Source organism: Mesorhizobium sp. M0808, from assembly GCF_040320025.1.
Classification (GTDB): Bacteria; Pseudomonadota; Alphaproteobacteria; order Rhizobiales; family Rhizobiaceae; genus Mesorhizobium.
The window spans coordinates 31,749-44,295 of sequence record NZ_JAMYOX010000020.1 but is presented as its reverse complement, the minus strand read 5'-3'; the positions used below and the strand labels follow the sequence as shown (position 1 = coordinate 44,295).

Here is a 12,547-nt window from a genome sequence, read left to right as displayed (position 1 = left end):
GCTCAGCTGGCGTCCTCTTCGCTCTTCAGCTCTTCGCCCCTGGGCTCGTCGGTTTTGAGCTCGTCGCCTTTGAGTTCGCCCAACACGTCGTGGAAATCCTTGGCCTCGCGGAAATTGCGGTAGACGGAGGCAAAGCGCACATAGGCGACATCATCGAGCGACTTAAGTGCTTCCATGACCAGCCGGCCGACTTCCCCCGAGGCCACCTCGGTCTCGCCCGAGCTTTCGAGCTGGCGCACGATGCCGGTCACCGCCCGATCGATACGTTCCGGGTCGACATTGCGCTTGCGTACCGCGATCTCGACAGAGCGCAGCAACTTGTCGCGGTCGAACGGCACCTTGCGTCCAGACTTCTTCACCACGACGAGATCGCGCAGTTGTACCCGCTCGAAAGTGGTGAAGCGGCCGCCGCAATCCGGGCAGACGCGCCGCCTGCGGATCGCCGCGCCGTCTTCGGCGGGGCGAGAATCCTTCACCTGCGTATCTTCGGACTGGCAATAAGGGCAGCGCATGGAGAGCCTTCGGTTCGCGATTCTCGTGGAGCGAAAGGCTTAGAGGTTTTTGCCGCCGTGGCAAAGTATGGCCGATGACCGATCGCGTCTCAGAGATAGCGAGGCGCGAGGAAAATTGCGAGAGCGGCAATCAGTTGACAGCGGTCCGCCAATCAGGGCGCGACGTCGCCGGTCGGGAAGCCGCAAGACGTGCCGAGATAGCGATAGGCCTTGGTGAAGCCGTCCATCGATATGGTCGCGACCGGCTTGTCGGCGAAGCTGACATCGAGGGCGCTGGTGCGGCGCATGGCGCGCAGTACCGCGAGCGTGGTCTCGGACTTGTTGTCTATCATCCACTGTCCGTCGGCGATAAGACGAAAACCGGCCTTGATCTTGTCGTTGACGTCCCGGAACACCACCGGGATGTTATCGCCCTTGGGCAAGTCACTGTTTCTCACGGCGATGATGAGGCTCGGATAACCATCGGGTGGCAACACGTCGCCGTTCGAGATGGCCAGTGTAAGGGTGCCGCTGGTGCCGTTTGCGTCGAAAAAGACCGTCGACGCGGCGCAGGTCTTGCGCACATCCTCACCGGTGTTGACCTCGTCCATCGTGGTGGACCACCTGCCGAAGGTCTCTGTCTTGGGTGTTGCCGGGGTTGGCTCGGTCTGCGCCAAGGCGCGGCCGGACAGCTGCAGAATAGCCGATGCCAGCAAGGCACCAAAGCCGGCGAAACGGAAAGTTTGCATCATTAAGCTTCTCCGCAGTTGCCTTGCTGTCGCACCGGAGTTGTCACGGGCGACACTCCGCGTCGGTCAACCAAGATACGGGTAAAGCGGAAAACGATCGGTCAATGCCGCCACCTTGGCCTTCACGGTCGCCTCGACGGCCGCATTGCCCTCGTCGGAATTGGCGACCTTCAGCCCATCCAGCACTTCGGCGATCAGCTTGCCGATCTCGCGGAACTCGGCCTGACCGAAGCCGCGCGTGGTGCCGGCCGGCGTGCCGAGCCGAACGCCCGATGTCACGAAAGGCTTTTCCGGATCGAAGGGGATGCCGTTCTTGTTGCAGGTGATGTTGGCGCGGCCAAGGGCAGCCTCGGCGCGCTTGCCGGTGGCGTTCTTGGGACGCAGGTCGACCAACATCAGATGGTTGTCGGTGCCGCCGGAGACGATGTCGAGACCGGTTTCCTGCAGACTGGAGGCCAGCGCCTTGGCATTGGCGACGACGCTCTCCGCATAGATCTTGAAGCTCGGCTTCAGCGCCTCGCCCAGAGCCACCGCCTTTGCGGCGATCACATGCATCAGCGGTCCACCCTGCAGGCCGGGGAAGACGGCGGAATTCATCTTCTTGGCAATATCCTCGTCATTGCAAAGGATCATGCCGCCGCGCGGCCCGCGCAGCGATTTGTGCGTCGTGGTGGTGACCACATGGGCATGCGGCAGCGGCGACGGATGCATGCCGCCGGCGACCAGGCCGGCGATGTGAGCCATGTCGACCATCAGATAGGCACCGATCGAATCGGCGATCTCGCGAAAACGCTTCCAGTCCCAGACACGTGAATAGGCTGTGCCGCCGGCCAGGATCAATTTCGGCCTGGTCTCATGGGCGGTCTTCTCGATCGCATCCATGTCGAGCAGATGATCGTCCCGGCGCACGCCATAGGAGACGACCTTGAACCATTTGCCGCTCATATTGACCGGCGAGCCATGTGTCAGGTGTCCGCCGGAATTGAGGTCGAGGCCCATGAAGGTGTCGCCGGGCTGCAGCAACGCCAGGAACACCGCCTGGTTCATCTGGCTGCCGGAATTCGGCTGGACGTTGGCGAAGTTGCAGCCGAACAGCTTTTTCGCGCGTTCGATGGCCAGTTCCTCGGCGACATCGACGAATTGGCAGCCGCCATAGTAGCGCTTGCCCGGATAGCCCTCGGCATATTTGTTGGTCATGATCGACCCCTGTGCCTCGAGCACGGCACGCGAGACGATATTTTCCGAGGCAATCAGCTCGATCTCGTGGCGCTGGCGGCCGAGTTCGTTGCGGATTGCGCCGAAAATCTCGGGGTCGGCATCGGCAAGCGTGGTTTCGAAAAAGGATTCGAATTTGTTCGACACTGCCGCTGCTGTTGCCATGGGTTGAAATCCTCAAGGTTCGGGGTCTGTCGCGCCATTAACACAGTTGCTTTCGGCCCGCCACGTTTGCAGCGCAAAATTTGCTGGCCGGATTGCGCCAGAGAGACTGGCAGCCTCTATTTCCTTGCCTGCCGGCCCTTCAGCAGGGCCTCGGTGAGCGTGATCTCGGTGAACAGCGCCTGCATCGTATGGTCGTTAATCTGGCCGCTGCGAAACATTGCGCGAACCGCTGCGCGTTCGGCCTCAATGCCCGCCAGCCTCAATTCGAGCTCCAGCCGTCCGGCCTCGCGGGCCTCGGCGCGCGCCTCGTCGGCCTCGTCGGAGGCAGCGATGCGGCGACGGTAGCCAGCGACGATGCTGTCGGCGGCGGCAAGCCGGGCGCCGGGTATATCCCCTTCATCGCCGTCGGTCGCGCCGGCCATGCTCTCGATGCGGGCGATGGCGGCCTTGGCCGCGCCCACGCGCGCAAGACGCTCCTCGGCAGCGCCAGGATCCTCGCCCGGCTCGACCAGCCCCCGTGCCACCTTGGGCAAGGCAAGGCTGGCAATGAGCAATGAGCAGATGATGACGCCTGCGGCGAGGAAGATCACCACGTCGCGCGCCGGAAAGGGCGAACCATTCGGCATGGTGAGCGGCAGCGACAGGATGCCGGCCAGCGTGATGGCGCCGCGCACGCCTGCAACAGAGCCGGCGATCCGGACGCGCAGTCCGAACGGCTCGGCCTTCTGCTCGCGTAATCGCGCCGAGAGGCGCGTCGCGATGTCGCCGACCCAGATCCACAGGAAGCGCAGCCCGATCAGGCATAGTGTCAGCGCGACCACCGTGGCGATTGGCTGGATGACCGGATAGCGGCTGCCGAGCTCAGGCGGCACGTTGCCGATGATTTCGGGAAGCTGCAACCCGAGCAGGATGAACAGCGCGCCGTTGAAGACGAAGGATAGCGTCGTCCACAGCGATACGGTCTGTATGCGCGCCGAGACGCCGAGAAAGCGGAAAATCCCGGAGCCGCCGGTGAGCACTCCGGCCGTGACCGCCGCCAGAATGCCCGAGGCGCTGACATTCTCGGCGCCGAGATAGGCGATGAACGGCAGCAGGACCATGACCAGCACCTGCGCCTCGGCCGGCACGCCGCCGATACGGTTCAGCAATTGCAGCACCTTGGCAGCGACGAACAAGGCAGCCACGCCGGCCAGGATGCCGGCAGCGACGGCATAGAGGAAAGTCACGGACGCCGCGACGAAGGAGAAGCTGCCGGTCAAGGCAGCTGCCACCGCAAAGCGGAACATCACGAGGCCCGACGCATCGTTGAGCAGCGCCTCGCCCTCCAGGATGTGCATCAGCCGGGCCGGGACCAGGCTCTTGTCGACGATCGAGGAGACGGCCACCGCATCGGTGGGCGACAGCACCGCAGCAAGCGCGAAAGCGACGACAAGCGGGATGCTCGGGACAAGCCAGTGCAAGGCGTAGCCGAAGCCGACAATGGTGAAGAAGACCAGCCCGATGGCGAGGTCGAGGATCGGCCCGCGCAGCGCGATCAGTTCGCGCTTGGGCGCGCCATAGGCGTCGCTGAACAGCAGCGGCGGGATGAACACCAGCAGAAACAGCTCGGGATCGATCTCGACATGCATTCCGCGCACCGGCCAGGCCAGTGCCGCGCCGATGGCGATCTGCAGTACCGGCAGCGGCACCCGCACCAGCCGGACCAGCGCGCCCGAAACGGCGACGAAGATGAGCACGACCAGAACGAACATTGCGACATGCATGATGCGATTTCCGACTACAGCGCCGCGTCCTTTTTCCGGCAATCGGCCCAGCAAAGCTTTCCGCGAAAGACTCGGCAACGAAAAAGGCCGCCTTCCGGCGGCCTTTTGCAAATGAACTCAGCTGCTTAGAGCGCGGATGTGATCTGCAGCTCGTTGGCTCCGTCGAGGCCGTAAATGTCGTCACGGAACTGGACCACGCCCGGCCCTGTCGACCAGGCCGAGACGTAGAGAAAATAAACCGGCACCGGATTGGTGACCTGCACCGGCGTGTTCTCCCCGGTCTTGATCGCCGCCTCGAAATGCTGGCGATCCCAGCCCGGTGTGTCGCGCAGAATCCAGGTGACGAGGTCGCGCACGTTCTGAACCCGCACGCAGCCAGAGGAATCGAAGCGCATCAGCTTGCCGAACAGGCTCTGCTGCGGCGTGTCGTGCATGTAGACGCCGTCCGGGCTGGGGAAATTGATCTTGACCGAGGCCATCGCGTTGCCGGAACCGGGATCCTGGCGGAAGCGGTATTTGGCGGCATCGTCGGTTGACCAGTCGACCGTCATTGGGTCGACCTCGCTGCCGTCCGGCGCAAACAGGCGGATATGGCTGTCCTTGAGATAGTTGGGGTCCTTCCGCATCAGCGGAATGATGTCCTTGCGCACGATCGAGACCGGCGCGTTCCAGTACGGATTGACGATGATTTCGTTGATCTTGGAATTGACGATCGGCGTCTGGCGATCGATCTTGCCGACGATTGCGGTGTGGCGCAGCACAACGCGGTCGTTCTCGACAGCCTCGATCTGCGCCGCCGGGATGTCGACCAGCACATAGCGGTTGCCAAGCGTGCCGGCCCGCTCACGCAGCCGTTGCAGATTGGTCTGCAGCTGACCAAGCCGAACCGGCGCCGACACGTTCATTGCCGCGAAAGTATATTTGCCCGTGGTTCCGTCGGCCGGCAAGCCGTGACGCAACTGGAAGCGCTTGAGCGCCGAGTCGACGTAAGAATCGAACGCTTCCGAGAGCCCGGCGCTCTGCGCCAGATCGCCCGATATCATCAAGCGCCTGCGTAGCGGCACCACATCGGGATCCTCGACGCCAAGCTGCAGCTTCTTCGTGTCTGGAACCTGCTCCCAGCCGCCTTGCGCGACGATATTCTGATACTGCATGATCGCCTGCTCGGTGAAGGACACCGTCTGCAGGCTGAAGATCGGCAGCGTCGAGGCAACCTTGCCGCCTTCGCTGGCACGCGCATCGAATTGGTCGTCCCAATTGCCGCGCGCCGAGGATTTCAGGATATCCCCGATCACATCCTGCGCACTGGCGCGGCCGGCGACCATTGCGGCTGCGAGCGCGGAGGCTCCTGAAAGGAAGAAACGGCGGCTGGTTCTCATGGACGTTCCAGACATTCTTGCTACAATTCAACCCACCGGGCGGTCTCGCCCGCACTCTAGAGTTGGCTTCTTAACAATTAGCCAACCATGGCCCGCATCACTTCGGTGTAAAACCACATGGGAAGTGACTTGAGCACAGGACAAATGCACGGCTTTGGCCCCAGCATCACCCGCATCTTCGGTTCCATTGGAATATGGCGGCAACGTGGCTGTTGCTCGAATTTGGATCGGCCGGCCTGACGAAACGGCAAGACCGGTGCTTTTCGGCACCGGCCTTTGGTCCACTCCGCGGCAGCACTTCCGTAGTCCAGCTTCAGATCTAGATGCGATTACATACGGTAGGCGATGGTATCGTTCCAGAACCGATCCAGGCGCTGCAGGGCGCGGTTCATCTGCTTGAACTCTTCCGTGTTGATGCCGCCAACCTGCTCGATCGAACCGACATGGCGCTCGTAGAGGCCGGCGACGACTTCCGCCACCTCATTGCCCTTCGGCGTCAGCGAAACCCGCACCGAACGGCGGTCGATGCGCGAGCGCTGGTGGTTGATGAAGCCGAGATCGACCAGCTTCTTCAGATTGTAGGAGACATTCGAGCCGAGATAATAGCCGCGCGAGCGCAGTTCGCCGGCGGTCAGCTCCGAATTGCCGATGTTGAACAGGAGCAGCGCCTGGATGGCGTTGATGTCGGAGCGACCGTTGCGGTCGAATTCGTCCTTGATCACGTCAAGCAGACGGCGATGCAGCCGCTCGACCAGCTGCAGCGATTCCATGTACAGCGAACGGATCGCCTCGCGGCGGTCATCGGATACGTTGGCGGTCTTCGCCGCCGGACGCGAATTGATCATTGTCTTTGCCTCTCGTTTGTCGCCCGGTGATTTTTTGTTCTTCACCTTGATCGCGACACTATCGAATACTCATAAAATTCGACTTAAACGCCAAGGCTAACAAGAGCTTACCGGTAAGGGGTTTCGAAAGAGGCTTAACGGACGGTCACCCGAGCAAGGATAATTAACCTAAAGATTTAGCCAACGATCCTGGCCGGAATTGCTATCGCCGGGGTTGCCGCTTCTGGATCCAGATCACCACGCGGAACACTATGTAGAGCAGCGCCACCGCAAGGTGCGAGGCGACGATCAGCGGCCGGTGGCCGAACAGCTCGGGGAAGCCGGCATACATGACGCACTCGGTCACCGCGCAGATGAACCAGATCACCGGCCCCCAGGACGCCAGCATCCAGAGGCCGGCGGCAGCGAACGGAAAAAACACCGCCAGCACCACCGCCGCCACCTGCCAGTGCACCGGCATCAGGTCGAAGCGCCACAACGGGCCGGGGTAAAAGCCGATCAGCCGGATCCAGTACAAGATGCCGAACAGCAGACAGTAGCCGGCGATGACGCGCTGGAACCAGGCGAAGATGACCTCGATCGTCGAGGGCTGCAGCACCACGCGTCTCGAGGCGACCTCGCTCACAGCTTCAATTCCCGTTCGCCGAGCGGTGCGAAATAGGCGTCGACGTTGGCGGCGCTGACGTCATCGATGCCTGCCGGCCGCCATTGCGGCGTCGAGCCTTTATCGATGATGGCGGCGCGGATACCTTCATAGAAGTCGTGCCCGGCAAGCATGCGGTTGAGGATACGGAACTCCATTTTCATGCACTCGTCCATCGACAACGTCTGCCCGGCGCTGATCTGGCGCCATGCAACATGCAAGCTGGTCGGTGAACGTGTGCGGATGGTGGCCAGCGTCTTTGCCGCGAACTCGTCGGCAGCGGCTGCCCGCTCCAGGCTAGCGACGATATCGGCCAGCGACGGCTGCGCGAAATGCCGGGCGATGGCTTCCAGCGTCGGCCTGTCGGTCTCGCGCCTGGCCGGGACGAAGCAGCCGCGCAGCACCGATTCCGGGTCGCCGCTTTCCGCCAGACGGTCGAGGAAGCCGGCCTGGCCCTCCGCCTTGATCGTATGGGTGGCGAGGCCCGACCACAAAGCATCGCCATAGCGGATGCGGTTGCCGGTCAGCGCCAGATACATGCCGAAGCTGCCGCCGAGATCCGGCAACAGATGGCTGGCGCCGACATCCGGGAAAAAGCCGATGCCGACCTCGGGCATGGCAAACTGGGCGTTCTCGGTCAGCACTCGCTGCGAGCCATGGAAGGAGATACCTACGCCGCCGCCCATGACGATGCCGTCGATCACCGCGACATAGGGTTTCTTGAAGCGGGCGATGCGGGCATTCAGCCGGTATTCATCGGCGAAGAAATCGACCGGAGGCCTTCCTGCGCGGCCGGCTTCGTAGATGTGGAGGATGTCGCCGCCCGCCGAAAATGCCCTGCCCTCGGCCTTGACGACGACAACGTCGACGCCGTCGTCGCGCTCCCAACTGCGCAGCGCCTTGTCCAGCGCCTTGACCATGCGGTGGGTTACGGCATTGAGCGCCTGCGGCCGCGTCAGCGTGACGACGCCGGCCCTGCCCAATCTTTCGAAGCGAATCTCGTCGCCTCCGCCAAAATCCATCGCCAGAGAATCCCTCCCCGCGCCCGCCGGGAGTGAAGTGCTAAAGCGTGGCGCATGGCCGCGTCAATGGCGGCGCCCAATCCGCTGCATGGTCGTCGGCGTCACCCAGTGCTAATGCTGGCGCTTTGAACCGGAAGGTTGAACCATGCCTTGGTTGCCGCGCCTTGCTGTTGTGGTGGTCGGCCTGATCGCTGCGAACGCTCCTCCCGTATCGGCCGGAACCGTCGACGAGCTCTATCAATCGCAGACCATCGTCACCGGCCAGGGCGAGGTCAACAGGCAGATCGGTTTCAAGGCCTGCCTCGATGCGGTGCTGGTTCGTGTGTCCGGCGATCAGCGGCTGCCGAAGAGAACTGAGATGGCGGCGCCGCGCGACAAGGCCGGCAGCTTCGTTGCCGAATTCCGCTATCGCGACCGTCTCGAAGGCATTCCGGTCCATGACGAACAGGGCACCCATGACCGGCCGCACGATCTCACTTGTCTGTACAGGCCTGACGTTATCGATCCGGTGCTTGCCACGCTCGGCAGCAAACCATGGCTTGGCGAGCGGCCACGCCTGGTAATTTTCCTGGCGGCGGAGCAAGGCACAAGGCAGTTCGTGCTGACCGCCGACGATGAGCGCGGGGCGGCGATGCGCGAATCGTTCGTCAACGCCACCGGTCCGCTGGTCATGCGGATTGTGTTTCCCGAAGCGTCGCTGCTATCGGCCTCAAAGCTTAACGACCAGGCCCTGCGCCATGCCGATATCACGACGCTGGACCAGCTTGCCAGGAAGGCCGGAGCCGACCAGGCGCTCGCCGGCAGTATCGTCTGGAGCGACAAGGAACTGGGCTGGATAGCCGACTGGCGGCTTGCCTTGAATGGCAAGAGCTACAATTGGCAAGTGCGCGGCGTCAGCTTCGACGAGGCATTCCGCGTCGCCATGCGGGGTGCTGCGCAGATCCTATCGGGCAATGGGCAACCAGAATAGCGCCCGACAGGACCGCTGGCACAATCGTGTCGCATTGGTCAGCAGCGAAAGCTCGTGGTAAAAGCCGCCCGATCCGGAGTTTTTGCGATGAACAAATTCACCCCTGCAAAGCCTGCCGGCGCGCGCAGCGTCGACGAGATCACCGGCAGCCGGCGGCTGCGGCGCATGCGCAAGGCCGATTGGTCGCGCCGCCTTGTCCAGGAGAACCGGCTGTCGGTCGACGATCTGATCTGGCCGATCTTCGTCGTCGACGGCAGACAAGTGCGCGAACCGATTGCCGCCATGCCCGGCGTGTTCCGCCTGTCGCTCGACCTCGCCGTCAAGGAGGCTGAGCGAGCGGCCAAACTTGGCATTCCGGCGATCGCCACTTTCCCCAATGTCGAGCTCGGCCTGCGCGATCAGACCGGTTCGCATATCCTCGATCCGGAAAACATCATCAACCGTGCCACCCGCGCCATCAAGCACGCGGTGCCGGAGATCGGCATCATCACCGACGCCGCGCTTGACCCTTTCACCTCGCATGGCCATGACGGCATCTTGCGCGAGGGCATTATCGTCAATGATGAAACGGTGGAGCAGGTGACGGCGGCGGCAGTCATCCAGGCGGCGGCGGGGGCCGACATCATTGCCCCCTCGGACATGATGGACGGCCGGATCGGTGCCATCCGCGATGCGCTCGACGCCAATGGATTTCAGGATGTGGCGATCATGTCCTATGCGACCAAGTTCGCATCCGCCTTTTACGGCCCCTATCGTGAGGCGGTCGGCACCGCCGGCCTGCTCAAGGGCGACAAGAAGACCTATTACATCGACCACGCCAATTCCGACGAAGCGGTGCGCGAGGCCGAGCAGGATCTCGCCGAGGGCGCCGACATGCTGATGGTCAAGCCCGGCCTGCCCTATCTCGACATCATCCGGCGGCTCAAGGACGAGTTGCAGATGCCGACCTTCGCCTATCAGGTCTCGGGCGAATATTCGATGATCAAGGCCGCCGCCGCCAATGGCTGGATCGATGGCGAAAAGGCGATGCTGGAATCGCTGCTCGCCTTCAAGCGCGCCGGCTGCGACGGGATTCTCACCTACTTTGCGCCCGAAGTGGCGGCGATGCTCAAGGGGTGATGCGCCTTTGTAGCGTCTACATCGAGTAGTGTTCGTTCGTCCAAAGCGCGACATGGAACGCCGCAGGACATCGCTTCAAGTTTACGCTGCCCCTCGTTGCCCTGCCGGGCATTTCTCGCCGTAAAGTGGCAGGGAGAAAGACGCGTTCGTAAAAGATTTCACCAATCTCCAGCGTTGCAAAAATATCGACGTTGCGGCCAGCCCCTTCTCCCCGTCACTATACAGGGAGAAGCTGCCGGCAGGCGGATGACGGGCAGCGCCGACATTGAGATTAGTTATTCCAACATGATTTGGAAGCGATTGCCCCGCCGGCGATTCAAAATACCGCTTGCAAAATGCAATCAGTTAAGCTACCCCGATAACTGCTTGCATCTCACAATTGGTTATCGAGGAGGCTCTCATGTCCAAACTTCGCGTCAGCGCTTTCACCTTGTCGATCGACGGCTTCGGCGCCGGTCCCGACCAAGACCTGAAGAACCCGCTGGGTGTTGGCGGGGAAGCCCTGCACGAATGGATGTTCGGCACCCGCACCTTCCGCAAGATGGTCCTCGGCAAGGATGGCGGGACCACGGACACTGACGAGGCGTTCGCCGCGCGCAGCTTCAAAAATATCGGCGCGTGGATCCTGGGCCGCAACATGTTTGGGCCGATCCGCGGCGAATGGCCGGATGACAGCTGGAAAGGCTGGTGGGGTGACAACCCGCCCTACCATGTGCCGGTCTTCGTGCTCACGCACCATCCACGTGATCCCATTGTCATGGAGGGCGGCACGACCTTCTATTTCGTGACCGACGGCATCCACTCAGCGCTGGAGAAGGCGAAAGCAGTGGTTGACGGCAAGGATGTACGGCTGGGCGGTGGCGTTTCTACGATCCGGCAATATCTCAAGGAAAAGCTCATCGACGAAATGCATCTGGCGATCTCACCGGTCCTGCTAGGCGCCGGCGAGAGCCTTTTTGCCGGCATCGACATGCCCAAGCTCGGCTATCGCTGCAGCGAGCAGGTCGCGACGCCGAAGGCCACGCATGTCATCATCGAGCGCACCTAGCTTGTTGCAGGGCGCCGCCATGGAGGCGCCGCCTTCCTCGCCGCTTTAGTCAGTACTTCTCCGGCACATACAGTTCGCGCGGCAGTACCTGGCGCTCGTATTCGGGATTGAAGACGCGCTCCGGCAGTGTGATCTCTTCGTGCGGCACCTCCTCATAGGGCATCTGCTTGAGGAGATGGTCGATGCAGTTCAGCCGTGCCCGCTTCTTGTCGTTGCCCTCGACGATGAACCACGGGGCTTCCGGGATATTGGTGCGGGCGAACGTTTCTTCCTTGGCCTTGGTGTACTGCTCCCAGCGCACGCGCGACTGGAGGTCCATCGGCGACAGTTTCCATTGCTTCATCGGGTCATGGATGCGCATCAAAAAGCGCATCTGCTGCTCCTCGTCAGTGATCGAAAACCAGTATTTGACAAGCGTAATGCCTGAGCGGACCAGCATGCGTTCGAAATCCGGAACGTCGCGGAAGAACTCCTCGACCTGATCCGGCTGGGCAAAGCCCATTACCCGCTCGACGCCCGAGCGGTTGTACCAGGAGCGGTCGAACAGCACGATCTCGCCGCCGGCCGGCAGATGCGGAACGTAGCGCTGGAAATACCATTGCGACTTCTCGCGCTCGGTCGGCGCCGGAAGTGCTGCGACGCGGCAGATGCGCGGATTAAGCCTCTGGGTGATGCGCTTGATAACACCACCCTTGCCCGCCGAGTCGCGGCCCTCGAAGACCACGACGAGCTTCTTCTTGTGATAGGCGACCCAGGATTGTAGCTTGATCAATTCGGATTGCAGCGTGATGAGATTGCGAAAATACTGCAGGCGGTCGATCGATGGCGGATGCGCATTCTTGTAGATCTTGGCGATCTCCATCGACAGCGCCGGCTCCGAGATTTCCAGCTCATAATCTTCGTCGAGCGTGTCGGCGAGTTCCGCTTCCAGCCAGTCCCTGGCCGGGGAATTCTGTTTTATCTCGGTCATTTGCGCTGCTCCGCTTACAGGCCTTGCCGGCCGCTGTCAGGCGCTCTGCCGCCCGGCCCGGCGGCCGGAAATCGAAGCGCTGGACCGATGTTAGTATAGGCCGGCAATGACGGTTTTATTGCAGCCACTACTGCGCCGGCTGTGCGTTCAATCCGCAAGATGTGATCG

General features: G+C 62.1%; 12 protein-coding genes. 3 read left to right on the top strand and 9 right to left on the bottom strand.

Going from position 1 to position 12,547, the window contains the following annotated elements:
• Positions 1-2: 2 nt before the first annotated feature.
• The 8 genes from nrdR to NKI25_RS21580 form a co-directional block, all read right to left on the bottom strand.
• Entirely contained in the window at positions 3-512 is a 510-nt protein-coding gene (gene nrdR, locus NKI25_RS21615) for a transcriptional regulator NrdR (protein ID WP_023674492.1), read from the bottom strand.
• A gap of 152 nt (positions 513-664) precedes the next feature.
• Positions 665-1,243 carry an invasion associated locus B family protein gene (locus NKI25_RS21610; protein WP_036238056.1) on the bottom strand — a complete coding sequence of 193 codons (579 nt, stop codon included), beginning with the start codon at positions 1,241-1,243 and terminating at the stop codon, positions 665-667.
• Positions 1,244-1,306: 63 nt separating this feature from the next.
• Positions 1,307-2,620, bottom strand: coding sequence for a serine hydroxymethyltransferase (glyA, locus tag NKI25_RS21605; RefSeq protein WP_352449301.1), 1,314 nt, complete (start codon positions 2,618-2,620; stop codon positions 1,307-1,309).
• 116 nt (positions 2,621-2,736) lie between these two features.
• Positions 2,737-4,383, bottom strand: a complete 1,647-nt coding sequence (locus NKI25_RS21600) for a Na+/H+ antiporter (RefSeq protein ID WP_352999316.1) — start codon at positions 4,381-4,383, stop codon at positions 2,737-2,739.
• Between the two features lie 125 nt (positions 4,384-4,508).
• Positions 4,509-5,762 carry a L,D-transpeptidase family protein gene (locus NKI25_RS21595; RefSeq protein WP_023674488.1) on the bottom strand — a complete coding sequence of 418 codons (1,254 nt, stop codon included), beginning with the start codon at positions 5,760-5,762 and terminating at the stop codon, positions 4,509-4,511.
• A gap of 329 nt (positions 5,763-6,091) precedes the next feature.
• Positions 6,092-6,607: a transcriptional regulator LdtR gene (ldtR, locus tag NKI25_RS21590; protein ID WP_023674486.1), complete on the bottom strand. Its 516-nt coding sequence runs from the start codon at positions 6,605-6,607 to the stop codon at positions 6,092-6,094.
• 202 nt (positions 6,608-6,809) lie between these two features.
• The gene (locus tag NKI25_RS21585; protein ID WP_023674485.1) at positions 6,810-7,232 is read right to left on the bottom strand and encodes a DUF6163 family protein; all 423 of its coding nucleotides are present in this window, start codon (positions 7,230-7,232) and stop codon (positions 6,810-6,812) included.
• Complete coding sequence (locus NKI25_RS21580) at positions 7,229-8,272, bottom strand: enoyl-CoA hydratase/isomerase family protein (RefSeq protein ID WP_023674484.1); 1,044 nt, start codon at positions 8,270-8,272, stop codon at positions 7,229-7,231. Before NKI25_RS21580 ends, NKI25_RS21585 begins: the two co-directional genes overlap by 4 nt.
• Positions 8,273-8,417: 145 nt before the next feature.
• Between NKI25_RS21580 and NKI25_RS21575 the strand changes: the two genes are divergently transcribed.
• The 3 genes from NKI25_RS21575 (at position 8,418) to NKI25_RS21565 (ending at position 11,409) form a co-directional block, all read left to right on the top strand.
• A complete protein-coding gene (locus NKI25_RS21575; RefSeq protein WP_352590529.1) occupies positions 8,418-9,242 on the top strand; it encodes a DUF8605 domain-containing protein in 825 nt (274 codons plus the stop codon).
• Positions 9,243-9,329: 87 nt separating this feature from the next.
• Entirely contained in the window at positions 9,330-10,361 is a 1,032-nt protein-coding gene (hemB, locus tag NKI25_RS21570; protein ID WP_352571471.1) for a porphobilinogen synthase, read from the top strand.
• Between the two features lie 400 nt (positions 10,362-10,761).
• Entirely contained in the window at positions 10,762-11,409 is a 648-nt protein-coding gene (locus tag NKI25_RS21565) for a dihydrofolate reductase family protein (protein ID WP_352571472.1), read from the top strand.
• A 49-nt stretch (positions 11,410-11,458) separates the two neighbouring features.
• On the opposite strand, the gene ppk2 is transcribed toward NKI25_RS21565, so the two are convergent.
• A complete protein-coding gene (gene ppk2 / locus NKI25_RS21560; protein ID WP_352575879.1) occupies positions 11,459-12,379 on the bottom strand; it encodes a polyphosphate kinase 2 in 921 nt (306 codons plus the stop codon).
• Between the last annotated feature and the right edge of the window lie 168 nt (positions 12,380-12,547).